Consider the following 24,002-nt stretch of genomic DNA (forward strand, 5'->3'; position numbering starts at 1 on the left):
TAAGAAGAAAAAAAGAAAACCATTTACGGTTTCCCGTATTGTATTTTGATTTTGATTTTATATCTTTGATTGATAAATTTTGAAAGCACTTCACAATAAGGATTATTCCGTTGTGAAAACATTCAAGGCGGGGCAACTCGCCTTTTTCTTTTTAAACCCCTATTTTAGCTATCCGAAAACTAAACAATGACAACCGTAGCATTTATACAGAAGCAGCTCGATATTTCTGAGAAGAGCATCAGCAATACTTTACAACTATTAGCAGAAGACTGCACCATTCCTTTTATTTCGCGTTACAGGAAAGATAAAACCGGAAACCTGGATGAAACCCAGATTGAACAGATTTCAAAGATCAGCAAACAGTTTGAAGAGATTGTAAAAAGAAAAGAATCTATTTTAAAATCTATAGAAGAACAAGGAGGCTTAACGCCTGAGCTTCAACAAAGAATAGAGGACAGTTTTGATATTCAGGAACTGGAAGATCTATATCTGCCTTTTAAAAAGCGTAAAAAGACCAAAGCAGACGCTGCCAAGGAAAAAGGTCTTGAGCCTCTGGCAAAGATCATTATGAGTCAAAAAAACAATGATCTGCAGTTTCTGGCTTCAAAATATCTGAATAATGATGTCCCTTCTGAGGAAGATGCTCTTCAGGGAGCCAGGGATATTATGGCCGAATGGATCAATGAAAATATGTATGTCCGTAAGAATCTGCGTCGTCTATTCCAACGTAAGGCGGTTATTAGCTCTAAGGTGGTAAAGGCGAAAAAAGATGAAGAAGACGCTCAGAAATTCTCCCAATATTTTGAATGGGAAGAAAACCTCAACAGAACTCCTTCTCACAGGCTTTTAGCAATGTTGAGAGCGGAAGCGGAAGGCTTTGTAAAAACCAATGTGGCAATTGACAAGGAAGAAGCTATTGATTTTATTGAAAAAGCTATCATCAAATCTGATAACGAAAGTTCTGCACAGATTGCCCTGGCCATAAAAGACAGCTATAAAAGACTTCTGGAGCCGGCTATTTCCAATGAAGCTTTACAGGAAGCGAAAGAAAAAGCGGATAAAAAAGCGATTGAAATTTTTTCTGAAAACCTGAGCCAGCTGCTTTTGGCTCCGCCGTTGGGAGAGAAAAGGATCCTGGCTATTGATCCGGGTTACAGAAGTGGCTGTAAAGTAGTTTGCCTGGATGAAAAAGGAGACCTCCTTCATAATGAAACCCTCTACCCTCACGCTCCTCAGAACGAAAGCGGAATGGCGATGAAAAAAATCCGTTCCATGGTCAACGCCTATAATATTGAAGCCATCTCTATCGGAAACGGAACAGCAAGCCGTGAAACTGAATTCTTTATTAAAAAGATCGCTTTTGACAGGCCCATTCAGGTTTTTGTGGTTTCTGAAGCCGGAGCATCGGTATATTCTGCAAGTAAAATTGCGAGAGAAGAATTTCCCACCTATGATGTAACAGTTCGCGGAGCGGTTTCCATTGGAAGAAGACTATCTGATCCGCTGGCAGAACTGGTAAAAATAGATCCTAAATCTATTGGTGTCGGACAGTATCAGCATGATGTAGACCAGACTCAATTAAAAAACGAACTGGATTCTACCGTGATGAAATGTGTAAACTCTGTAGGCATCAATTTAAATACAGCCAGCAAATCATTATTAAGCTATGTGTCCGGAATTGGAGAAAAAATGGCTGAAAACATCGTGAATTACAGGACTGAAAACGGTGCTTTTGAAGACAGAAAACAACTGAAAAAGGTTCCTAGACTTGGAGAAAAGGCCTTCCAGCAGGCAGCAGCGTTTGTAAGAATTGCCAATGCAAAAAATCCGCTGGATAATTCTGCGGTGCATCCTGAAGCGTATGGTATTGTAGAAAAAATGGCTAAAGACCTGGGCATTACAACCAATGAACTGATAGCCAATAAAGAAAAAATCGCCCTGATAAAACCGGAAAACTATATTACCGGAGACATTGGAATCCTGGGCATTAAAGATATTTTAAAGGAACTTGAAAAACCTGGATTAGACCCGAGAAAAGCTGCCAGAATATTCGAATTCGATCCCAATGTAAAAAGTATTAAAGATCTGAAAGCAGGCATGATCTTACCGGGAATCGTTAACAATATTACAGCTTTCGGATGTTTTGTGGACCTGGGAATCAAAGAAAGCGGATTGGTTCATATTTCCCAGCTGAAAGACGGATATGTATCTGATGTGAATGAAGTAGTGAAGCTCCACCAGCACGTTAAGGTAAAGGTAACAGAAGTGGATGAGGCAAGAAAAAGAGTACAGTTGAGCATGATTTTATAAATATGAGTAATATACAGTTATCACAAATAAAAGGTTTATTGGAAAAGGTATCTGTAATTTCAAAAAAATACCATGATATAGCTCAAATCCGTGGAGAAAATTTCAACATTTTTTCAATCATGAGTATGGAAACCAATGAAAGATATACCCATTCTGCAATGATTGGTGAATTATTAAATCCTAGAGGCTCTCATGGACAGGGTTCTGTCTTTCTAAAATTGTTTTTTAAGGAGATAGAATGCTTAAAGCCCATCCATCAATTTAATTTTGAAAATGCTAAAGTAACGATTGAAAAATACCTTGGGAGTATAGATCCTGAGAGAAAAACAGGTGGATATATAGATATTATTATTGAAGATGGTAACAATACAATCATCATTGAAAATAAAATTTATGCCGTTGATCAGGTATCTCAACTTGAAAGATATAAAAATCATTACAAACAGGCAGTACTGCTGTATTTGAACCTTTATGGGAATGAACCCTCCGGTAAAAGTAAGGGACAATTAGAAGTCAATAAAGATTTTTATTTGATAACTTATAAAAGTCATATTAAAAACTGGCTTGAAGAATGCCACCAGCAGGTTGTTAATCAACCTGTCTTGAGAGAAACCATTAAGCAATATTTATATTTGGTAAAAAAGTTAACCAACCAGACCATCAATAATGATATGAGTGATGAAATAAAAAGTTTATTATTAAGCGATTTAAAAAGCGCCAAGGAAATCTCAGATAATTTTCATTCTGCAAAAGCTATCATTCTTAATAAAATCAGAGACGGGCTAAAAAAAGAGCTGGAAAAAATATATGAAGACAGATACTATTTCTTTGAAAACCATAACAGAGCAGAAGAAAAGAACTCACACATTTGGTTTAGTTTAAAAGATTACAGGGAAGATGATAAACAAATTATCTGCTTCGGAATGGAATCTTTCAGTGGCTATAGCAATAATCAAAATGACCTGTTCATTGGAATACTGGATTTTTACAATAGTTATCAGATACTCTTTAAAGAATATTTTCCCGATATGAAAATCAGTGGATGGTGGAGAGGTATAGAGAGCATCGGAAATTTTGAATCTTATAATATTGATTTTTCTGATATTGATTTTCTTCAGTTTTTGCATGATAACCCATTTAAATTACCAGAGCTTATCCGGGTTATTACAGATAAAACAATGGAGTACATCAACCGTCATGAGAAAACACTAATCACTATTCTTTCATCATCAAGAAAAATAAAAGAAACTCAATTCTAGCTTCCTTAAAAAAGTGAGCCTATTATTAAATATTACAAACAAGAACATAACACCTAAACAAAAATATATTGAATTACAAGAATTTAATTTTCGATCTGGACGGAACCTTATGGGATTCAAGAGCGACCATCATCAAAATATGGAATAATGTTTTAGCTAAACATAACCTGCTACGGGAAGAGATGAGACCCGAAGATCTGAATCAGTATATGGGACTTCTTACAGAAGATATTATCAGGGATATTGTTCCCGGTATTTCCGATCAGCAGACAGAGCGTATTCTTACTGAAGTTTCGGGATATGAAAATATCGCATTGCGTCAACACGGTGGTGTTCTCTACCCCGGAGTCGGAGAAACGCTTCAGCTTCTTGCCGGTACCCATAATCTTTTTATTGTCAGCAATTGCCAGGATGGATATATTGAAGCCTTTTTAGACTATTATAAGTTTAACCCTTTATTCAAAGACTTTGAGTCTCATGGCCGGACCGGAAAACCGAAATCGGAAAATATCAGGCTGATCATGGAAAGGAATGATATGAACCCTGAAAACTCGGTATATATAGGTGATACTCAAACGGATTATACTTCCGCTCTCTATAATAATCTGCCGTTTATATTCTGCAGCTATGGTTTCGGACAATTAAATACTGCAGATTACCAGCCTTTTATCTCACAGTTTTCAGAAATTAAGCTTCACGTTTAATTGTAACACGGATTTTTACTGTAAAATATACTTAAAGTGACCGCGGCTGCTTCTGTTCAGAAGCAGCCGCGGACATGAATCATTACTATTTAATTGTTATTTATAATCTTTTGAGCTTCTTCTCGGCTCTTTAGCTTCCGGCCATTTTATTGTTTCCCCTTTATCATCCTGAGGCATTACTCTTTTCTCTCTATTGGCAAATTCCGGATCTTCAGAAGCCATATAAGCCAATGCTGCAGTCAAAACCACATTGTTTTTTACCTCGTCGAAAACAATTTTATCATAGGTATCTTTTGTAGTATGCCATGTATAGCCGAAATATCCCCAGTTCAAAGAACCTAAAGAAATTCCCGGTACTCCAGCCGCTACAAATGAGGCATGGTCAGAACCTCCACCGCCAGGCATTCCGGGGAAATCTGTTTTGATATGACTTCTTACCGCCTTCGGAACCCCGTCCAGCCATCTTCCTATATAATCATATGCTTTTACAAATCCCTGGCCGCTTATGTTTACGACACGACCCGTCCCGTTATCCTGGTTGAAAGCGGCCTGTACCCCTTTTATGATCTGAGGATTATCTGCTACAAATCCTCTGGAGCCGTTTAGTCCCTGCTCTTCGCTTCCCCAAAGCCCGATAACAATTGTTCTTTTATTATTGGGATAATATTTTTTCAGGATTCTCATGGCTTCAAGCATGGTAATTGTTCCGGTTCCGTTATCTGTAGCTCCTTGTGCTCCATCCCATGAATCAAGGTGAGCAGAAAGGATGACGTATTCCTCCGGCTTCTCTTTCCCTTTGATCATCCCAATGGTGTTGAAGCTTTTAGCCTCCGGAAGAACTTTAGACTGTGCATCAATTTTAATTTTGGGCTGTGCCCCGTTCTCAGCCATTCTGTAAAGCATTCCATAGTCTTCAACATCGATATCAATCATCGGAATCTTGGTTGTTTTGGCTCCGAAAATCCTGTTGGCTCCCATAATTCCTGTCCAGTTTGAAATAGCAATTCCTGCAGCTCCGGATTTTTCTAAAGCTTCAGGAAGGGTGTTATTATCATAGCCGATATTCTTGATATAGGAACTGAAATCTTTAGCTGCCTGTTCTTTTTCTGCTTTCAGTTTTTCGTAGAGTTCAGGGGTTGCAAATTCCTTGATCTGCTCATCAGAACGTCCGATTTTCTGGTATTGTGCCATCAGCACTATTTTTCCTTTTACAGAAGGAAGCCACTTATCAAACTCCGCTTTAGTAGAAACCTTAGGAAGAATGATTACCTCTGCTTCTACCGCTTTTTTAGTTGACGGACTCCAGGCAAGCTGCGTTGCAGCTAATGATTTTACCCTTGGATACACCATATCTACATGGGTAGTTCCTCTTTGCCATCCTTTCCATGTTCCAAACTGCTGAAGATGGGCATCTACTCCCCAGGAGCGGAGTTTAGCCGCACTCCATTCGTTGGCGGCCAACATTTCAGGGGTTCCTACAAGCCGGGGACCTATCCCGTCCAGCAGCTCGTAAGCCATTTTTTCCAACTGTGAATTGTTGTTTACTTCATCTACAAAACTTTTTACGATAGGATCAAGCCTCTCATTCGGGTCTACCTTTACCTGAGCCCATGAAAACTGGGCAGCCAGCATTATTGCAGGCACTGCAAAAAATCTATTTAACCTCATAATATATATTGATTGCTTAAAGATAAAAGAATTTAAGGAGATAATGAAAAATCAGACATAAAAAAGTACGTACAGAAGGATATTCTGAACACTTTCCTCATTTATAAATTAAATTATCAATCCCTTTGTGAAGTTCACCGTATATCTCTGAGGAAAAATTATTTTTGATTAACAAATGCCTGTTCTTCCGCAGAAAGTAATATTGTTTCTGTTTTTTCTTCTTTCACAGGTACATTTTCCCAGATGCTCACTTTAAAATTCACTTTCGGATCGAGTCCTTTATCAGTTTTGTTAAAAGTGTTATAGATGATTTCACGGCTGAACTTTCTGACATGGGTTTCATCCTTGTAGAAAATGGTAAATTTATCTCCTTCAAGTCTGGTAAGTGCAGGAACATATACTCCGTCTTTCTTGTAGAAGTCAAAGATAAGGATGCCATCACCCAACTTATACATAAATTCCCGGCCATCTGTTCCCGTTTTTTTCATGGTAGGATAATCGCTCTGGAAATAATGATTTTCAAAATAAGTAATCACCTTATCCGCCTTGTTATATTTAAATTCCCCTTCCATCTGCGCACCGTTCCCGGATTGAATCTTAAAGGCAATCACCTGCTCATCTCCTTCTTCAAAGAGCAGCCTTCCTGAGTATTTACACTCTTTCATTTTCAGGTGCTGCTGCATTCTGTAAAGCTCATAATTCAAGAAAAAATTGCCCAGTTGTTCGTGAGAAAATTCATCTGTTCTTCCTGAAAGCACAGTACCGGATTTATCATTTTTAAAATATTTTACATTATTGAGCTGCATCTGAAGGATATCATCATAATTCTTGCGGATACCATCTTTAAAATTATAGCGATTACTTTTACTCCATAATTTGGCTTCTGCAATTACCAGAAAAAACAGCTTATCATTATCAAGATTTTTTTCTTTATAAACGATATCGTAAAGGGAAGGTCCACTGTAGTAACGTTTATCGTAGTTCTTGCTTACATCATCAAAGATTTTTCTGATATCCACATTGATGATCTTAATTTCATCAATATTTTTATAAATAGGTTTAAGCTTGATCTCCGCAATGAAAACCGGAACTTTTTCTGTTTGAAATCCTGAGGCTGAAACTTCAAAATCTCCTGCATCCTGGCCAAGAGGTGCAAAACCATCTTCATTGGAATAAATGATCTGATCCCGGAGTATGATCCTGGCATTTGAAACCGGGTTTCCGTTTTCGGCATCTACAATTCTTATTTTCTGTGCAGAAACAGCATAAAAAAAGAAAATAAATAAAAAATAAAAGAACTTCATGGTTATTGGTATTATTAGTTTTTAAAATAAACAGCGCAAATATATACCAGAAGTATAAAGAAAGATAAATTTTTAAAATAATTTAATACTATTTAACGCTAATTTTGGATTCAGTATAAAGGACCTCAATTCAATGCACAAAAAAACCGGCTCCAAAAGCCGGCTAAAGGTGAATTACTTCTTAGATTCTTCTACAGAAACTTTTCTGAAATCCTTGAACAGTTTGCTTAGTTCCAAAGCTGCTTTACGAGCTCTTGTTCCTGCTGCTTTGTTCCCTTTTTCCGCTTGTTGGTTTGCCTCAGTAGTGAACGCTTCAAATTCTGCGTTGATTTTTTCAATTAGTTCTTTCATTATATTTAAAAATTTAGGCTGCAAATATAGGTTTTATGGTAATTCCAGCCTAGTAGCAAAGAAAAAAGTTTGGGCAAAATGACTGAAATTTTAGCATATTTCTATCCTTGAACCGATTTTTATCGATGTATTAATTGCTATTGTATGGATAACCTGTACTGACGGTTTTATCTTTTCTACTTCAAAACGGAATCTCAGCTATAGATTTTTGTGTTAAATTTGGGAAAACGACTTAATCCATGTTCAAAAAATTAATTTTCCTGATATTTATACTTCCGCTTATTGCTTATTCTCAAAATAAAATCAGCTATAAAGTATATTATGATGAAGACCTTTCAAAAAATGGTTTAAAAGTGCGGGTAGATTATACATTAAAAAAAGCATCAGATACATTATCTTTCTATTATGCAAATGAAAACTGGGGCGAGAATGAGCTTTTTAAAAACCTTGTTTTGTTAAAGGAGGACAATCCTGATATTATATTTGAGAGTAAACCTAAAGACAACAAAATAAAGATCCGTCAGAAAAAAGGAACTCACTTTTCTCTGGTGTATCATATTAAGCAGGATTTTACTGATCCCAGCTATAAAATCTTTAACCGACCGAGAATCAACAACACTTTCTTTCATGTTTTAGGTAAGAATCTTTTTATGGTTCCGGTCTCTTTTACAGAGATGCCGGATGAGCAGGAATTTCAATTCGTTATTGAATGGATAGCTTTCCCAAAAAAATTCACACTCCATAATAATTTTGCATCTCAAGTTCAACAACAGAAAATTAAGACTGCTCTTTGGAGCGGCTTTTATAATTCTTTATTTATTGGTGGTGATTACAGGTTTTATTCTTTTACAATACATGATAAGCCTGTCTATTTTGCTTTGAGAGATGAATGGAGTAACGGTTTCACCGATGATTTCCTGTTTTCTAACCTGAAGAAGGCCATACATTCTCAAAGGGATTTCTGGAAAGACTATGATCAGGATTATTTTACTGTTATCATGACTCCCACTGTTTCACAAAAAGACAGTTTATATAAAGGTTACAGCACTACAGGTTCCGCTATTAAAAATGCATTTATAATCCAAGGAACCAATAATCCTTTCAATGACAAGGATTCTTATCTGTATCTCTTTCATCATGAGTTAATGCATGAGTGGATCGGAAATACGATTCAAAACAAACATGAAGAACTGAATTATTGGTTCAGTGAAGGCTTTACTGATTATTATACCTACAAAAACAGGTTAAGAATAAAGGACCTCTCAATGGATGAGTGGCAAAAATTGTTTAATCATGAAATCCTTAAGGCCCATTGGAAGAATCCTGAGAGAAATATTCCTAATTATAAAATAAAGGATGATTTCTGGAAAAGCAGAAATGTAGAAAAAATCCCTTACAGACGAGGCGCTATTTTTGCCCTTTGGCTTGATAATCAAATCATACTGAAAACCCGCTATAAAAAATCTTTAGATGATTTGATGCGAGATTTGCTGAAAACCTGTAAAGAGAAGAAAATAAAGTTTACAGACGAGCTTTTTATTGAGTTTGTTCAAAAGTACCTGGATCAGGACATCTCTTATTTCTTTCAGAAACATATTCTCAACGGTGAAGATATTGATCTTCCTAAAGAAAAATGGATAGAAGGTTTTGCTTTCCGGGTTACTGATGGAGTTCCACAGCTGGAAATTGATCACAGTAAAAATGAGAAGTACCTGATTGAATAATGAAGGATTCTATATTTTATCAGAACTCTTTCATCATATTTTTCATCCTATATAAATCCATAGTTTTTTTCCTGTTTATTCTAACAGATGAATACTTTCCGGAGTAATTCTTTCTGCAAAAACAACCCGGAAATGATGATCATATTTACCTGTAAAGGAAAATGTTTTCACGGATTACTTCCGCATTGTTCTTAAGATTAATTTTTGCGGAATTAAAAGGTCTCCGGGAACGGCTGTACTAAAAGAAGCTGATTCCGAAATTCTTAACCATCTGTATCCTTTCTGCATGAATTAATGTCATAATTTTGCAGAAAAAAAGAATGGAAATCATTTCAAAATTTATGATCGGTTCTGAAGAAGGAATCTCTGATCTTATCACCATCATCGATTCTTCAGTGTATGCCCTGCATAAGGATTTTGTCTCTGAAGAAGATATCAGGCAATATATCAATAACGAAATAGATCCGAGAAAGATGATCAATGAACTGAACAATCTTTCCAACCAGCTGGTCATGACCTACGCTGATCAGCAGCCCGCAGGATACAGCTTGATCAAAAGCGGCTCTGTATATCCGGGCATTGTTGCAGGAAAAAGAGCTACAGAGATTAGTTTTGTGATTATTCCCGATTTTAATACCCCGGAAATCAGGCAATCGTTATGGAAAAAGTGCAGGGCAGCAGTAAGCTTTACAGATGAGATCTGGATCAATATGCTGGCTCATGATCCTCTCCTGGAATTTTTAAAGGAAAACGGCTTTACCCAAATTGATACTGCACAAACCGGACCTTTCAGTCTTCCTTCCTGCATTTTAAAAATGGAAATTTAAATGGCCATGAGAAAACCAATCTGTTTCATGCAATAAAAATTATATTCCGTATCTTTGATTTTTATAATTTTTATCTCATGAGTGATCAACTGGAAACCATTGAAGATTATTATAACCGCATCCGTAAGAATCAGGTAAAGGTATTTGATTCCGATGATTTTGAAACGGGAAAGTCCCATTTCAATATTTCAATGCGGAAGTATTGCAGTTTTAAAAGTCCCTACAACCGTCGTGATTATTATAAAGTAAGCTTTATCCTAGGAAAAGGCACCTTCCAATATGGTTCCCACCAGATCTATATAGACCGCCCTACCCTGTTTTTCCCTTCTCCCAATATTCCTTATTCGTGGGAATGTGACGGGGAACAGGAAGGCTACTTCTGCTTATTCAATCAGGAGTTTTTTCATGGAAATCCGGAATTCAATCTGTTTAAAAAAACTTCCCTTTTCAAAGAATGGAGCAAGCCGGTTGTATTTCTGACGGAAGAACAAACCCAGCTTGCCACTCTATATTTTGAGCAAATGTATAAGCTCAATAATTCAACTTATCCGTTCCGTTGCAGCAGCATTAAAAGCCACCTGGCATCCGTCCTGCACCTCGGCCTGGAAAACCGGGTGGAAGATATTCATCCTGATGAGCTCCCTGCTAATGTCCGGCTGTACAGATTATTCGATGAACTGCTCAATAAGCAGTTTCCTTTAGATTCTCCGGCTTATCCTCTGGTATTGAGAACTCCTGCTGATTTTGCCGCACACCTTAACGTACATGTCAATCATTTAAATTCTTCGGTAAAATCCGTCACCAACCTGACCACAACGCAGATTATTAAGGAAAGAATGTTTGAAGAATCTAAAAACCTGCTGAAATATACCAATTGGGATATTGCCGAGGTTGGCTATACTTTAGGCTTTGAACAACCTTCTCATTTTAATAATTTTTTTAAAAAACATGCACAAACTTCTCCTTTAAAGTTTAAAAATCATTCTAATATTTGATTTTTGTAATTTTTACTTTGTCTTTTAAAATTGAATTTAGCATTTCTTGACCTATTTTTGCATGGTAAAAATGAAGAATATGTTGAGAGCAGCATCTGAACAACGCATCAGATTAATAACCATTATGGCCTTTGTGTCTATCCCTCTTTCGGGGTTTGTCACTGATATTTATTTGCCATCCTTTCCTTCTATGGCCAAAGAAATGATGGTTTCGGAAAAAGACATCCAGATCACCTTAACCTCTTACCTGCTGAGCTATGGAATTTCCCAGTTGTTTGTAGGAGGAATCCTGGACAGTATCGGAAGATACCGACCCAAACTACTTGCCTTATTTCTTTTGGTCATAAGCAGTATCCTGATTACCATGACAAACAGCATAGCAATAATCTGCCTGCTGCGTATACTTCAGGGAGCAGCGGTTTCCGTACTGGTAGTAGCCACCCGTGCCATTTTTGTAGATATTTATGATGCTGAAAAGGTAAAGCATTACCTGAGCTACTTTACGATCGTATGGTCTTGTGGTCCTATTCTGGCTCCTTTCCTCGGAGGATACCTTGAGAAACTTTTTAACTGGCATGCCAACTTTTACTTCCTTGCTTTTTATGCCGGATTTTTATTTTTATTTGAATGGTTTTTCAGTGGGGAAAGCCTTCCTGAAAAGAAAAAGCTTAACCTTTCTGAAAATATCAGCCTGTATAAAATGATGCTGAAAAACAGAATCTTTATGTTAGGTATATTTATTTTAGGGTTAAGTTATTCTATTGTAATGCTGTTCAATATCACCGGACCGTTTATTATTGAAAACACCTTTCATTTTACGCCTGTTGTTATCGGGTATTGTACTCTTATCTTAGGGTTCTCATGGATGATTGGCGGGTTTATAGGAAAACGCAGGCTTGCATTGGACTTCAAACCCAGAATCCTGCTGCCCATTTTGTTACAGCTTGCTTTAATTGCTGCATTAATTATTATCAGCAATTTTGCACAAAGTCTTTTCATCATGATTCCTTTTGCTTTTTTTATTCATATTTGTTCAGGAATCCTGTTTACCTCTTTTTTCACAACAAGTATGCTGTATTTTCCTAAAAATGCAGGAACAGCCGGTGGACTGATGGGAGGCCTGGTTTATGTAATCACCTCTGTCAGCAGTTTTATTATCTCCGTCACAGGAACCGTCACAGAACAAACAGGTCTGGCATGGCGATACCTGATCATTGCGCTTTTCCTTCTGGGGATCATCCTCATTATGCATCGGGCCGTACAAAAAGAAAAAGCAGGGAATTAATCTCTGCTTTTTTATTGCATACCTGTATCTCTATTGTAAACTTTCCAGGTATTCTTTCAGAATAACCGGATGACAATGCTCCTGGTCTTTTGCAGCATATACGAGTGTTATTTTTTCCTGATCTTTGTGATGTTCCAGAAATTTCTTCCCGAAATCATTCTTTTGAAGCTCTTGCCAGTATTTTTCAGAAAACTCTTTCCATAATTCAGGGTCATGGTGAAACCACTTCCTGAGTTCGGAAGAAGGAGCCAGGTCTTTGTTCCATTCATCAATTTCTGCATGTTCTTTAGAAAGTCCCCGCGGCCAGAGGCGGTCTACCAAGACACGGTACCCATCTGTAGGTAAAGGAGTTTCATATACACGTTTCAATACAATTGCAGACATAGGATTCTTTTTAAATTAAAATAGCATTCTTACCGTATCTCTTCACTGTTTGAGTAAAGCAGCAAATATTGTTCCTGTAGCAAAACTGAACCTTACTTATCCAAACTGATCAATATTTTCTGATCTGTACAGAGGACACACTTTTTTTAAGAACCTCAACACTTAATTAGTTTTAATTTAAACTAATTTTCCGTATATTTGTTAGAACCGGATTCAGATTTTAACGGTTTTATATTAGCAATATGCCTGGAGAAGGAAATACCATTTCAGTAGTGGCTTTAGAGTTGGGTCTTGCAATGAGTGAGATGAAAAGCCGTTTGCGGCAGAAAATCCAGACCAGAATTAATGAATATGATCCGGATCTTTCTTTTGAGCTGATTGAGGTCCTGGGAATTTTATCCCGGGATAACGGGATTAACCAGCAGGAAATCAGTAATAAGGTAAGTAAGGATAAATCCAGTATCACCTATCTTATCAACAGCCTTGTGAAGCGGGGTCTGGTAGAACGGACCGAAGATAAAAATGACAGGAGGAATAAACAGGTCTTTCTTACTTCAAAAGGGAAAGAGATTATAGAAACTGTATATCCATGGGCATTGGAGCTATATAAAAAGGCTGCCGGTGAAATCAGTGAAAATGAGATCAACAATGCCCTGCTTTTGATAAAAAGAATGACTTCCAATCTCGAAAATCAGGATTAAAATTTTTATAGTATGAGAACAATCCTTGTCCCTGTTGATTTTACATCAACTACAGAAAATGCAGTACAACTTGCAGCAGAATGGGCCAATCATTACGATTACCAGCATATTATCCTGTTAAAAACTGCCGGAGAATCTGAATTCGAAATTCTGCATATTGCTGAAGGCCATTCATTTGTGAATGAAGAAAATGTCAACAATTTGCTGGCAAGAACAGAATCATTGTTTACCCAGCTAATCAATGTTATAACGGAAAAGTATCCCCAGATACAGGTTTCAAAGATTTTAAGCGACTGGTCACTAACAAGAAGCATTAATGAAGTAATAAAGAACCAGCCCTCCATAGAACTGATTGTTCTGGGAAGTGATGACCATGCTTCTTCCAATGACAGCTATGTTTCCGGTAATATTATCAGTATTGCAAGAACGAGCAGTGTAAAAACCTTGATTGTTCCTCATCATTACCGCTACAGTCCTATCAAAAATATACTCATCCCTTGTGATATAAAGGGAATTACCAAGCTTGAAAGGTTATTCCATCACAAATCTGTCATTCAGAGGGAGGATGTCCGTTTACAGTTTTTAAATATAGACACTCATAAAGGAGATGATACAAGTGATGAGAAAAAGCAGGAACTCGAAGACTATATTCATCAGCATCTGACTGAATTTCCAAGCAGTATCCATTATTCTTATGATGAAAATATTATCAGCGGAATTCTGAACTTTGCCTCTTCCCATGCAACCGATCTTATTATCGCTTTGCCGGGCAGGCACAGTTTTTTATATTATTTGGCCAGCAGAAGCATTTCCGAAGGAATCTATCAAAACACGAATCTGCCTGTTCTGGTTTTGAAATAGCGCTCATTCTCAAATATCCGGCAGTTGAAATTAAGAGGCCGCGTTATAAATGGCCTTCTTACTCTTGTTTAGTATTCAGATTATCATAAGTCTGATCAACTAAAAAAGAAATTGCTTTCTTTACTGTATCACGTCCTTCAGGAGTATTGAGATCAATACCACAAAAGATGCTGCCGTTTAAAGAGGCATACATGTTCAGGTAATATAATCCGGAAACTAAAATCGACATAATCGCCCGGTATTCCTTTGCACGCTCACCAAAAAAAGGATCTGCTACAAATTTAAAAAGCGCTTCTCCGTTTTCTTCCTGCGTATCGGTCATTTTTTTTAATGATTTTCTGGGCTCGGACAAGCGCCATAATAACAGTTTTTGTGCCTCTTTATTTTTATGTACATAATCATATTGTGCCAATAATAATTCTTTAGCAAAGGCTCTTCCATGGTCATCAAAATTCGGGGCTGTATCTCCCGGTGTCATTTTGCTCCAATAATCCTGTGAACGAATATATTCATCCATCAGGCCATCCATTCCACCAAAATATGTATAGATCATTTTTTTATCTACTCCGGCTGTAGCCGCAATATCATTTATCTTTAATGCGGCATAACCTTTCGTTTTCAGAATTTCTCCAACTGCATCTAAAAATTTTTTTTTACTGCGTTCCTTGTTACGGATACTGCCTGCTGCTGATTTTCTTTCCATAATTAAAGATTCATTATACAAGTTTATGAAAAATTTTATTATTTTAAACACCACATAGTGTCTTATTTTGTATATTTGCAAAAACTAATAACCATTTCAAATATGCAAACACTATATATGATCATAAAAAATTATGACGATTCCGGTTGCATTATGCTTGTTTAAGGATAAAACAACGGTCAGATCCAAGGAAAATAAGTTTCCGGCTTGATTCCAAAGTAATGACTTTTACCTTAAAGATAAGCAATCACCACACCAGAATTTCGAGCAGGATCACTCAGAAGCCCAAGCTTACTCATCCTAACAAGCGGTATAAAGGTTAACTCATTCTGAATGATCCTCTCGTTTTTAATAATGTTCTTGCTGATTGTAAAATCAATCTGAACATTAACAGCTAAGGTAAAAACACTGAAAGCACAGCATCATTATATTTTAGTGATGCTGTTTTTATTAAAAAATAAAATATTCTGTAATTAAAAACCTGATAATGGATAATTCCTGATCGGTAAAAAAAAAATTTATCCTGTAGATGTTGTGCGGATGGCTTCTGTTACTGGGTTTCTTTCCATGATCATCATCAGATGAAAAAAAAATATTTATTTTTCATCATATTAAACACTTTGTAGTGTCTTATTTTTGTATATTCGCAAAAACTAAGAACCATTCTACATAAACAAACCATGAGGTAAGTGAAATAACCGGCCATTCAATTGAGTCAGCTTACCATGTTAGTTCGGACATTAAGTGATTAAGTTAAGCGTTACTTACCAACAACACCGCTAGAATCTAACGGTGTTGTTTTTTATTTATCGGGATTAGCTTATGTAGATCAGACAGCTCACTTACAAAGCCTTATAAGACTTCGGACCAGTTAAATGTACCTGTGATGCTCTTCCGCTTTATTTCTCAGTTTTTATGATGGCTGCATTATTATTTAGTCACTATTCTTCCTCCGGCTTTTTCATCAGTGAAAAACTGAAGGCCTTTTTTCTTTTCAATAAGTTGCAAAGGATACAGTTCCGGATTATATTCCCCATTCAGCACTTCGTCCAATGCATGTTTTTTAGATTCCCCGAAAGTAACAACCAGGATATTTTCCGCTTTATTAATTAATGGGGCAGTCAGAGTAATCCTGTACATTTCCTGGGGTTTAAGATAATAAGCCACCACCCATTTTTCTTGTTCATTCAACACGTTTTCACCCGGGAATAAAGAAGCAGTGTGACCATCATCTCCCATTCCTAAAAGGATAAAATCGAAGACACCCTCATTTCCGAGGACAGTTCTGATCTGCTTTTCATATGCTTCTGCATATTCCTCCGGAACAACACCCTCCTGATACATGGGGAAGATATGTTCCTTATTGACAGGCACTTGATTGAGAAGGGTTCCGAAAGTCATTTTTGCATTGCTTTTCTCATCATCCAAAGGCACCCATCGTTCATCTACCCAAAAAAAATACACTTTACTCCATTCTATTTTTGCGGCATATTCCTGAGTGGCCAGTAAACTAAAAATAGCTTTCGGTGAAGAGCCTCCACTTAATGCCACTACAAAGCGGTCTTTTTCCTGAATTGCTTTTTTTGAAAGATCAGCGAAGGTATCCGCTGCTTTTCTATATAAAATATCTAAATCCTCAAATACGATAATATCCATTTTTTTTCTTCTGATTTTATTTTTCCTGTTTACACCCACTTATGGCCTTGTCTTTCCACCAAAGCATTGCTTTCTTCTGGTCCCCAGCTTCCGGCTTCATAATTGGGGAAGGAAATATCTTTATTATTCTGCCAGGCTTCCTGTATGGTAGTAACTACATCCCATGCTTCTTCTACCTGGTCAGAACGCATAAATAAGGTAAGATCACCCAAAAGAGCATCCAGCAATAAGGTTTCATAGGCTTCAGGGGTATCTTCCTGACAAGCAAAATAATCAAAAATCATTTCTACAGGTTCCAGGACCAATGACAGTCCCGGCTTTTTTGTCATAAACTGTAGCCGGATATCCATCAGCGGCTGAATATTGATAATAAGCCTGTTCGCTGATAAAAGGTGTGGACTGTCTGAAAAAGTAGAATGAGGAAGCGGCTTGAACTGGATGGTAATGTAAGAGTGTTTTTCCTTCATTTTCTTTCCTGTCCGTACATAAAAAGGAACATTCTGCCATCTTTTGTTATCCAGGTAGAATTTTACCGCTGCGAAAGTCTCCGTATTCGAATCTTCGGCAATGCCGTTTTCCTGGCGGTATCCTTTAACTTCTACTCCATTGATTATACCTTTTCCATATTGACCTCTTACGGCATAATGCTCTACCTGATCAGCCGTAATCCTCCGGATTGACCTCAGCACATCTACTTTACGGTCCCTGATTTCGCCCGCTTTCAATGATGCCGGCGGTTCCATGGCGACCATACATAAAATCTGCAACAAATGATTTTGAATCATATCCCTTAATGCTCCTGTCTGTTCGTAAAAAGCACCTCTTGTTTCAACGCCTACTTCTTCTGCTACCGTGATCTGTATCGATTCTATATGTTTATGATCCCATAAAGGTTCAAAAATGGAATTCCCGAATCTGAATGCCAATATATTTTGTACTGTTTCTTTACCCAGGTAATGGTCGATACGATAAATCTGTTCTTCTTCAAATGTCTGCGACAGGAGGTGATTAAGTTCAATAGCAGACTGCTTATTGCGACCAAAAGGCTTCTCGATAATGATACGGTCTTTTCCGGCATCGGAAGCCAATGCCGTCTTTTTGATATGATTCGAAATTGTTGTAATAAAATCAGGCCCTATTGAGAGATAGAATAACCTGTTAGCTCTTACTCCGTATGCTGTATCAAAATCCTGTAATTTATGATACAGTTCCTGGTAAGAGTTTTCCTGGTCCAGCTGGTGCTGGAAATATACGATATGGGTCTGGAATCCTTCCCAGTCTTCGGGCTTCATTTTTCTTCTCGAAAATTGTTCGAGGTTTTCCTTGATATAATTTTTAAAATGTTCATCAGTATTATCTGCTCTTCCCAGGGCAATAATGGTGAACTGTTCCGGCATTCTGCCATCGATGTATAAATTATAAAATGCCGGAAAAAGTTTCCTTTTTGCCAGATCTCCTGTAGCACCAAAAATAATGATACTGGTAGGTTTCAGGCTTCTGTGTTCGTTCATTGCTCCGGGTTTTAATGATTTGTGTTTTGCCATAGGGTATGAAAAGTTCCCTCTCTGTCGGTTCGCTGGTAAGTATGAGCGCCAAAGTAATCACGCTGAGCCTGAATCAGATTGACCGGCAGGGATTCTGTTGTATAGGCATCAAAATATCCTAAAGCGGTTTGAAGGCCTAAGCCTGGTATTCCGTTTGAAACAGCAAAAGCAGCAATTTTACGTAATGCATTTATTTTATCTTTTACAAGGTCTGAAATATCATGATCCAGTAAAATATTAGACAATTGCGGATCTTTGGTATATGCTGCATAGAATTTCTCCAGTACAACTGAACGGATAATACAGCCGCCCCTCCAGATTTTCACGACATCCTGTAATGGGATTTCAAAAGCATATTCTTCAGACGCTTTTACCAGTAACGCCAGACCTTGCGCATAACTGATCAGGGTAGCCAAATACAGGGCTTCCCCTACTTCGCGGATAAATGAATCGATATCTTCCGGACTTGTCACCTCTTTTTTACCATACAATTGAGCGGCCTGAATTCTTTCTTCCTTATAGGCAGATAAGATTCTGGAAGTGACGGCAATATCAATAGTCGGGATTGAAACACCTATTTCCATTGCCTGCTCAGAAGTCCATTTTCCGGTTCCTTTTGCTCCTGCCTTGTCTAAAATCTGATCTACAAGGTAATTGTCGGTAAGTGAATCTTTCTGCCGGAAAATATCCCTGGTAATTTCAATCAGGAAAGAATTCATTTCCCCATTATTCCATTCTTTAAAAACTTCGTACAGCTGGTCATTATTCAGACGGGCTCCTTTCTTTAGCAGGTCATATGCTTCGCTGATGAGCTGCATAATGGCATATTCAATTCCGTTGTGTACCATCTTCACATAGTTTCCGGCAGAGCCTTTTCCCATATACGCCGTACAGGGCTCATTATCTACCTTTGCAGCAATTGCTTCCAACATCGGCTTTAGAAGACGGAAAGCCTCCAGATCTCCACCCGGCATAATGCTTGGACCTGTTCTGGCTCCTTTTTCACCTCCGGAAACCCCCATTCCCATAAAATGCAAATTTTTTGAGGCTAAATCAGCGATACGTCTATTGGTATCTTCAAAATAAGAATTCCCTGCGTCTACAACAATGTCACCTTTAGTAAGGAGAGGACAGATATTATTCAATACTGCATCTACTGGTTTCCCGGCGGGAACCATAAGAATGATTTTCCTGGGGGTTTCCAATGCAGATACAAAGTCTTCCAAAGATCCTGTACCTTTTATCTTCATCGCCGGACCGGCATTGTTTTGTAATTCTTTTATTTTTTCTTCATCAAGGTCAAAGCCCGCCACTGAAAAACCGTTATCGGCAATATTATAAAGAAGATTCCGCCCCATTACTCCAAGGCCAATCATTCCATAGTTGTATTTCTCCGGCCGGATTTTTCGTCAGCGAGCTATCTCGTTGGATAATAGAGCGTTACCTTTTTGGCGTAGATATATAGGTAACGATTTAGAAATGAGCGGAGTGCATTGAGGTACATTGTTTTGAATAGCCAAAGAACGCTCACTATTTCACTTGCAAAGGTACATATTTGCGAGGGAAAGTGAGCGTCTTTTCTTGTTTTTCTTCTTGTCAATGAAAGAAAAAAGCATTTACAACCGATGCGAGCGGTTGCGATTGATTAGCTGTTTCCATTTCTGCTCGCACCAATCGGTAATGGAAAGCCCGTTGATGGTGAGGAGAGGTCGTTTCTTCTCATCCTTGATGATACGGATTTCGCTGTCCTCTTCCGTAAACTCTCTCTTGTATAATCCCGAATAGGCTTTAGCCGTACCTCGCTGGGGCGTCTCCGTGCGATACATCTCCGCTATCCTGTCGTCAGAGAAACCCATCTTTCGGAGCATCAGACGGATATTCAAAAGCTGGTAGAAACCACTGAAGAAGCGTTTTATCCAATTCCGCTCTTCCTCGTAAATCTGCACGGTCTCTTTCAATTCGGCAATGGCTCTGTCTCTTCCCTTGACCGTGTCCTGCAAGAGTACCACCTCCTTTCGGATTTCATTCTTCTCCTTTTCCGAAAGATGCTGTTGCCGTTCGGCTTCCTGCTCCAAGTCTGCAATGCGCTTCTCTGCCTTGTCGAGTTCGGAGTTGCCAAAGATAGAATATAGTGTTCCTTTCATTCGAAGCTTGCCTGCCTGCTTCTCCAGCTCCTTTATCTTGGCTGTGAGTTCCGCCTTTTGAGCTTCCTTCTCTTTCGTAGATTTGAGAATTTCCTTGTAATACTCCATCGTGGTGCGGTGCTTGGCTTCCGAGCCGTGTACGCCCCGTTCCAATCCGAAACGCTGCACTCGCTTGGCATAGTCCGTCTGATACTGCTCCAGCTTCTTGGGCGTAAGCACATCATCGGCACAAAGCCGTACCTTGTTCTTCTTCGTCTTGTACTTCCGCTTCCCATTCTCGGCTTCCTCTTTGGCTTTCCTCCTTTCACCCGTGACAATCGGAACAACCGTGGCGTGAATATGGGGCGTTTCCTCATCTGCGTGGAGTGTGGCAGCGACCACGTTGTCCGCCCCGAAAGTGGAGCGAAGCCAATCCATCGATTCATCACACCACTCGTACAGGCGTCCTTCCTGCTCTATACGAGCCATGTCCTCAGGAGAACTCGACAGAATAAAGCGCAGGGCTTTGACTTGGTTCTTTGCTACCTTTCGGTAGATACCGGCTGTGGCGATGCGATGCTCTATCGCTTCGCTACGGTTGGTCACATTTGCAGGGAATTGCACCAATTCCCTGTTCAGGTGTGTGCGAGAAGGATCGACGTTACTCGGGGTATATGTCCGCGCTATATGAGCGGTATTTCCCGAGTCGTTGCTTCTCGCCTTGTCTATATGTAATACGGCGTAGCCCATTGTTTGAAGATTGATTTAGGGGTATCCAAAGGGGCGAAGTCCCTTGGCTCAGGAGGGTATTTTTAGCGATAACGGAGTGCAGCGTGAAGAAAATACCCTAATGAGCTATGGCATTTCTCGAAATGTCCGCTCCGCCCCGCTCGTACTTCTTTCTTGTTGCGTTGCATTCTGTGAATGCCTGAACGCTTTGTTTCTAAGTTTGGCTCTGCAAACTTGCTGTTCTGAGGAACTGCCGTAGCTATCGAAACAAAGCCGTTTATTCGCATACATTTTATTTCCTGCATCTTTGAATACCTGATGATGGAATAATGTTGTTTGCTCTCTTTTGCCTTATCGTCCAAGCCCTCGTGTGCGAGGTGGTATCACCTGCTTTAGCTCTGTTCTTTGGGCAACGTGGTACTCATTGAGGTCTTTGTATCGGGAATAGTGTCGGCTCATATCCTCCACGTTGATACCTGCCGATTGTAAAGAATGTAGGGCTTGTCGTCCAGCTTGGTCGTTATCGAAGAAAGCTTGAACGGAATCGAGACCTTTCTCGTGGAGATAGGCAACGGCTCTATGGATATTACTCACGGAGTTCAGAACGATGGAAGGCGAAATGGCTTCTTTCCCTTTCATCGTGAGAAGGGAAAGGAAGTCCATAAAGCCCTCAAAGATGCAGTGAGGAGCATTGTTCGCTTCTCCTGCAATCAGAGAAATATCCTTTGGATCTATTGTGCCCTTGAATGTCTTGTCGTCTCGGAGTTCATATCCTCCTGCACGATTGGGGAAACCAATAGTGGAATATTCTCTTCCTCCTACCTCGTAGTGAATATGACGGAGATAAGAACTTGCCACGGCAAGGTTTATCCTGCGTACCTCTCGAAGATAGTTTTGCAGATACTGGGGCAGTTCTTCGCTGATGAAGAGAATACGCCTTACATTACTTGGTCGCTGTTCACCTCTTATCTGTTCTGTGTGAGTTTCACGATGAAAGGAAGAAGAAGCGAGGGTTATCGCTTTTCCTTCGGTAAGATGTGCCATTGCTTCGTAGGCACTGCTTCCTTGCATCTGCATCACAAGGTCGATGATGCTTCCACCTTGGCTTGTCCCATAGTCGTGCCACAAGTTTTGCCGAAAGTCCACTTTCAGGCTGGCATTGGCGTCTTTTCGGTAGGGCGCGTGATAAAGGGCATAGCCGTTGTAACGCTTGGCAGGCTCAATACCACAGGCGTGCAGGTAGTCGGCTATCGGTATCGCCTTGATGTGTTGTAGGTCGTAGTATTCGTTGTTCATTACTGTTATCGTTGGATTGGGATTATTCATTTGTTCGTTATCTCATTGTTCGCTCTGTTTTCTCTTTTTGGAATTTTCCCCTTTTTATCTTACTACCCTTCGACACTCGGATAAGTGATTGACAGTGAAAGAGAAAGATATAACACTTTGGTCGGTTTCATCCTTCTACATCTCCTGTCTACACCTATCCTCTTTCATTCTGCCGTAGAAGCGTAGAAAGATGGTAGTAAGCTGTGTCGCAAGATGGACACCTCCTGCAATCCTTTCTCTTTCACCGTATTATCCTTAGTTGTAGTAACGTAGTAAGGAGAATAGGAAAGAAAAGAGAAAGGAGTATTACAAAGAGGTTGGCAACAACAGGGTGCTATGGCGGTTGCTCGGGGTAAATCTTACGGACGGCATAGACATATACGGGATTGCCGTTTACCCTGTGGCACTCCCTTGTATAACCGGCCTTTCGTAAGGCTTCACCCATCCGTTTGGTGGAGAGGGATTGTCGGGTATAGCAGGAGAGATACCCCACTATCTCCGAATTGGTCATATAGAAACGCTTGGTGGCTTTCTCTGCTTCCGTGGGAAAAGTAAAATAGCGGAGCAACAGTTCCATCTCTGTCGTATAGACTTGGAAGGCTTCGCTGTTTCTATGCAATTCAATAATCTCTTCATCATTGAACCAATAGCGAAACCCTTCATTCAACCGTGTCTTGGCTTCGCTGTAAACGGCATCCATCGGAATGCTCTTGGCTCGGTCTATCTCTATTGCCAATACTTCAAAGGGCAGGAAGCGTCTGCTCCCTGTCGGGTCGGTGAGGAAGTCGTTGCCATTGACCGAAGCCACGAAACTTGCCAAGTGGGGTCGCTCCTCGATATGCTTCTCGTAGGGCATACGGTACTTCACCTGCGGACAGGTAATGAGGTTCTTCAGTTCATTCTCGTCCCGTTTGTTAAGGGCTTTGAGTTGGTCGTCAATGTTGATGATGAGGTTTTGACCGATAAGGCTCAGCACGTCCTTCTCCTGTGGGTATATCTTCCCCGTATAGCGGTAATCGGAGAGAGACGGAGGACAGAGCAAATCAAGGAACGTGGTCTTGAACTTACCCTGATCGCCTGTCAGTACAAGGCAGGTATGGTTACGGCATTGCTTGTCGTCCATCGCATTGGCGACCACTGCCACTAACCACTTGGTGAGGTATTCCCTCCATTTCTCGGGGTTGGTTACGCTCACGCAGTCGGGAAGGGCGGTGATAGTTTCCGCATTCCCTTTCGTCAGCGGTAACGCTTGGAAATAGGTTTGTACAGGATTAACACGTGGGGAGAAATCGCTTTCGATGATGCTGTACAGGTTCTCGGGCGAGGTCTGTACATCGGCTTCCTTATCTAAAGCTCGTTTGAGGGTATTGATACGGTAGCGGTCTATGGCTGTGTAATCGTCCGTTCCTCGTGGACGGTACTCCGCTCGGTGTAACACGGTGTTGTACCGAAACTCATACCGAGCCGAAAGGAACTCTTCTATTTGGGCGTTCTTGGAGAGGTTGTCCTTCTCTTCTTTTTTCATTGTTCGTATCTCTTTTATTTGCT

General features: G+C 39.4%; 20 protein-coding genes. 9 read left to right on the top strand and 11 right to left on the bottom strand.

The features are described 5' to 3' along the window. The first annotated feature begins 186 nt into the window (after window positions 1-186). The 3 genes from OK18_RS19575 to OK18_RS19585 all read left to right on the top strand — a co-directional run bounded on the left by OK18_RS19575 (window position 187) and on the right by OK18_RS19585 (window position 4,273). Window positions 187-2,310 (top strand): Tex family protein, encoded by a 2,124-nt coding sequence (locus OK18_RS19575; RefSeq protein ID WP_053329103.1) that lies wholly within the window; start codon window positions 187-189, stop codon window positions 2,308-2,310. A 2-nt stretch (window positions 2,311-2,312) separates the two neighbouring features. Beyond that, a complete protein-coding gene (locus OK18_RS19580; protein ID WP_053329104.1) occupies window positions 2,313-3,569 on the top strand; it encodes a PDDEXK-like family protein in 1,257 nt (418 codons plus the stop codon). 68 nt (window positions 3,570-3,637) lie between these two features. After that, entirely contained in the window at window positions 3,638-4,273 is a 636-nt protein-coding gene (locus OK18_RS19585) for an HAD family hydrolase (protein WP_053329105.1), read from the top strand. A 96-nt stretch (window positions 4,274-4,369) separates the two neighbouring features. Here the strand turns inward: OK18_RS19585 and OK18_RS19590 are convergent, their stop codons facing one another. The 3 genes from OK18_RS19590 to OK18_RS19600 form a co-directional block, all read right to left on the bottom strand. After that, window positions 4,370-5,941, bottom strand: coding sequence for a M20/M25/M40 family metallo-hydrolase (locus tag OK18_RS19590; RefSeq protein WP_050020440.1), 1,572 nt, complete (start codon window positions 5,939-5,941; stop codon window positions 4,370-4,372). A 158-nt stretch (window positions 5,942-6,099) separates the two neighbouring features. Continuing rightward, entirely contained in the window at window positions 6,100-7,245 is a 1,146-nt protein-coding gene (locus OK18_RS19595; RefSeq protein ID WP_053329106.1) for a hypothetical protein, read from the bottom strand. 174 nt (window positions 7,246-7,419) lie between these two features. Continuing rightward, window positions 7,420-7,596 (bottom strand): histone H1, encoded by a 177-nt coding sequence (locus OK18_RS19600; RefSeq protein ID WP_027381692.1) that lies wholly within the window; start codon window positions 7,594-7,596, stop codon window positions 7,420-7,422. A gap of 239 nt (window positions 7,597-7,835) precedes the next feature. On the opposite strand from OK18_RS19600, the gene OK18_RS19605 reads away from it, so the two are divergent. From OK18_RS19605 to OK18_RS19620, 4 genes are all read left to right on the top strand, one after another. Beyond that, the gene (locus OK18_RS19605) at window positions 7,836-9,320 is read left to right on the top strand and encodes a M1 family aminopeptidase (protein WP_050020437.1); all 1,485 of its coding nucleotides are present in this window, start codon (window positions 7,836-7,838) and stop codon (window positions 9,318-9,320) included. 320 nt (window positions 9,321-9,640) lie between these two features. Beyond that, window positions 9,641-10,147 carry a hypothetical protein gene (locus OK18_RS19610; RefSeq protein ID WP_053329107.1) on the top strand — a complete coding sequence of 169 codons (507 nt, stop codon included), beginning with the start codon at window positions 9,641-9,643 and terminating at the stop codon, window positions 10,145-10,147. A gap of 77 nt (window positions 10,148-10,224) precedes the next feature. Further along, the gene (locus tag OK18_RS19615) at window positions 10,225-11,142 is read left to right on the top strand and encodes a helix-turn-helix domain-containing protein (RefSeq protein WP_050020435.1); all 918 of its coding nucleotides are present in this window, start codon (window positions 10,225-10,227) and stop codon (window positions 11,140-11,142) included. A gap of 79 nt (window positions 11,143-11,221) precedes the next feature. Beyond that, complete coding sequence (locus OK18_RS19620) at window positions 11,222-12,427, top strand: MFS transporter (RefSeq protein ID WP_050020482.1); 1,206 nt, start codon at window positions 11,222-11,224, stop codon at window positions 12,425-12,427. A gap of 30 nt (window positions 12,428-12,457) precedes the next feature. On the opposite strand, the gene OK18_RS19625 is transcribed toward OK18_RS19620, so the two are convergent. Next, window positions 12,458-12,811: a DUF488 domain-containing protein gene (locus tag OK18_RS19625; RefSeq protein WP_050020434.1), complete on the bottom strand. Its 354-nt coding sequence runs from the start codon at window positions 12,809-12,811 to the stop codon at window positions 12,458-12,460. A gap of 242 nt (window positions 12,812-13,053) precedes the next feature. Between OK18_RS19625 and OK18_RS19630 the strand changes: the two genes are divergently transcribed. Together OK18_RS19630 and OK18_RS19635 are read left to right on the top strand one after the other, a co-directional pair. Then, complete coding sequence (locus tag OK18_RS19630; RefSeq protein ID WP_053329108.1) at window positions 13,054-13,512, top strand: MarR family winged helix-turn-helix transcriptional regulator; 459 nt, start codon at window positions 13,054-13,056, stop codon at window positions 13,510-13,512. 12 nt (window positions 13,513-13,524) lie between these two features. Further along, window positions 13,525-14,373: a universal stress protein gene (locus tag OK18_RS19635; RefSeq protein WP_053329109.1), complete on the top strand. Its 849-nt coding sequence runs from the start codon at window positions 13,525-13,527 to the stop codon at window positions 14,371-14,373. A 58-nt stretch (window positions 14,374-14,431) separates the two neighbouring features. Here the strand turns inward: OK18_RS19635 and OK18_RS19640 are convergent, their stop codons facing one another. From OK18_RS19640 to OK18_RS19670, 7 genes are all read right to left on the bottom strand, one after another. Further along, window positions 14,432-15,076, bottom strand: a complete 645-nt coding sequence (locus OK18_RS19640; protein ID WP_053329110.1) for a TetR/AcrR family transcriptional regulator — start codon at window positions 15,074-15,076, stop codon at window positions 14,432-14,434. A 930-nt stretch (window positions 15,077-16,006) separates the two neighbouring features. Next, window positions 16,007-16,732 (bottom strand): 6-phosphogluconolactonase, encoded by a 726-nt coding sequence (gene pgl, locus OK18_RS19645; protein WP_053329438.1) that lies wholly within the window; start codon window positions 16,730-16,732, stop codon window positions 16,007-16,009. Window positions 16,733-16,761: 29 nt separating this feature from the next. After that, the gene (zwf, locus tag OK18_RS19650) at window positions 16,762-18,243 is read right to left on the bottom strand and encodes a glucose-6-phosphate dehydrogenase (RefSeq protein WP_050020481.1); all 1,482 of its coding nucleotides are present in this window, start codon (window positions 18,241-18,243) and stop codon (window positions 16,762-16,764) included. A gap of 11 nt (window positions 18,244-18,254) precedes the next feature. Next, window positions 18,255-19,679, bottom strand: coding sequence for an NADP-dependent phosphogluconate dehydrogenase (gene gndA / locus OK18_RS19655; RefSeq protein WP_262486636.1), 1,425 nt, complete (start codon window positions 19,677-19,679; stop codon window positions 18,255-18,257). 213 nt (window positions 19,680-19,892) lie between these two features. After that, the gene (mobV, locus tag OK18_RS19660) at window positions 19,893-21,149 is read right to left on the bottom strand and encodes a MobV family relaxase (protein ID WP_053329112.1); all 1,257 of its coding nucleotides are present in this window, start codon (window positions 21,147-21,149) and stop codon (window positions 19,893-19,895) included. Between the two features lie 330 nt (window positions 21,150-21,479). Further along, a complete protein-coding gene (locus tag OK18_RS19665) occupies window positions 21,480-22,424 on the bottom strand; it encodes a toprim domain-containing protein (protein WP_053329113.1) in 945 nt (314 codons plus the stop codon). Between the two features lie 364 nt (window positions 22,425-22,788). After that, on the bottom strand, window positions 22,789-23,979 hold the full coding sequence (locus OK18_RS19670; protein ID WP_053329114.1) for a VapE domain-containing protein: 1,191 nt from the start codon (window positions 23,977-23,979) through the stop codon (window positions 22,789-22,791). Window positions 23,980-24,002 lie beyond the last annotated feature (23 nt).

The organism is Chryseobacterium gallinarum, assembly GCF_001021975.1.
Lineage (GTDB): Bacteria > Bacteroidota > Bacteroidia > Flavobacteriales > Weeksellaceae > Chryseobacterium > Chryseobacterium gallinarum.

Excerpts from the sequence above, each read along its gene's own strand:
- OK18_RS19575 (WP_053329103.1), top strand. The coding sequence starts at position 187 with ATGACAACCGTAGCATTTATACAGAAGCAGCTCGATATTTCTGAGAAG.
- OK18_RS19580 (WP_053329104.1), top strand. The coding sequence starts at position 2,313 with ATGAGTAATATACAGTTATCACAAATAAAAGGTTTATTGGAAAAGGTA.
- OK18_RS19590 (WP_050020440.1), bottom strand. The coding sequence starts at position 5,941 with ATGAGGTTAAATAGATTTTTTGCAGTGCCTGCAATAATGCTGGCTGCC.
- OK18_RS19595 (WP_053329106.1), bottom strand. The coding sequence starts at position 7,245 with ATGAAGTTCTTTTATTTTTTATTTATTTTCTTTTTTTATGCTGTTTCT.
- OK18_RS19600 (WP_027381692.1), bottom strand. The coding sequence starts at position 7,596 with ATGAAAGAACTAATTGAAAAAATCAACGCAGAATTTGAAGCGTTCACT.
- OK18_RS19605 (WP_050020437.1), top strand. The coding sequence starts at position 7,836 with ATGTTCAAAAAATTAATTTTCCTGATATTTATACTTCCGCTTATTGCT.
- OK18_RS19610 (WP_053329107.1), top strand. The coding sequence starts at position 9,641 with ATGGAAATCATTTCAAAATTTATGATCGGTTCTGAAGAAGGAATCTCT.
- OK18_RS19615 (WP_050020435.1), top strand. The coding sequence starts at position 10,225 with ATGAGTGATCAACTGGAAACCATTGAAGATTATTATAACCGCATCCGT.
- OK18_RS19620 (WP_050020482.1), top strand. The coding sequence starts at position 11,222 with ATGTTGAGAGCAGCATCTGAACAACGCATCAGATTAATAACCATTATG.
- OK18_RS19625 (WP_050020434.1), bottom strand. The coding sequence starts at position 12,811 with ATGTCTGCAATTGTATTGAAACGTGTATATGAAACTCCTTTACCTACA.
- OK18_RS19630 (WP_053329108.1), top strand. The coding sequence starts at position 13,054 with ATGCCTGGAGAAGGAAATACCATTTCAGTAGTGGCTTTAGAGTTGGGT.
- OK18_RS19635 (WP_053329109.1), top strand. The coding sequence starts at position 13,525 with ATGAGAACAATCCTTGTCCCTGTTGATTTTACATCAACTACAGAAAAT.
- OK18_RS19640 (WP_053329110.1), bottom strand. The coding sequence starts at position 15,076 with ATGGAAAGAAAATCAGCAGCAGGCAGTATCCGTAACAAGGAACGCAGT.
- pgl (WP_053329438.1), bottom strand. The coding sequence starts at position 16,732 with ATGGATATTATCGTATTTGAGGATTTAGATATTTTATATAGAAAAGCA.
- zwf (WP_050020481.1), bottom strand. The coding sequence starts at position 18,243 with ATGAACGAACACAGAAGCCTGAAACCTACCAGTATCATTATTTTTGGT.
- mobV (WP_053329112.1), bottom strand. The coding sequence starts at position 21,149 with ATGGGCTACGCCGTATTACATATAGACAAGGCGAGAAGCAACGACTCG.
- OK18_RS19665 (WP_053329113.1), bottom strand. The coding sequence starts at position 22,424 with ATGAACAACGAATACTACGACCTACAACACATCAAGGCGATACCGATA.
- OK18_RS19670 (WP_053329114.1), bottom strand. The coding sequence starts at position 23,979 with ATGAAAAAAGAAGAGAAGGACAACCTCTCCAAGAACGCCCAAATAGAA.